This window comes from Paenibacillus xylanexedens, assembly GCF_007676705.1.
Taxonomy (GTDB): Bacteria; Bacillota; Bacilli; order Paenibacillales; family Paenibacillaceae; genus Paenibacillus; species Paenibacillus xylanexedens_C.
Genome location: NZ_VEBF01000686.1, coordinates 1 through 234 on the forward strand (window position 1 = coordinate 1; position 234 = coordinate 234).

1 pseudogene is annotated in these 234 nt (G+C 44.0%); it reads left to right on the plus strand.

The window, feature by feature from the left end:
• Nucleotides 1–68: 68 nt before the first annotated feature.
• A pseudogene (locus FS628_RS32965) lies at nucleotides 69–234 on the plus strand (GTP pyrophosphokinase); the annotation flags it as partial.

Sequence of the window (234 nt, forward strand, 5' to 3'; positions counted from 1 at the left end):
TTCGCGCGAGGAAAGATGATGTATAATGGAATAGAAGAGGGGACGGTATAGAGAGAGGAGGGATAAGGATGGAGGGTAGAGAGTGGGGTAGATTTTTACTTGCTTATGAACAAGGGGTAGAGGAATTGAAAGTGAAGTTTAAGAGAATGGGGGGGGAAGTGAAGAAAGGGGAAGAGTATGGTGGGATTGAATTGGTTAGGGGTGGTGTGAAAAAAATATGCAGTATTCTGGAGA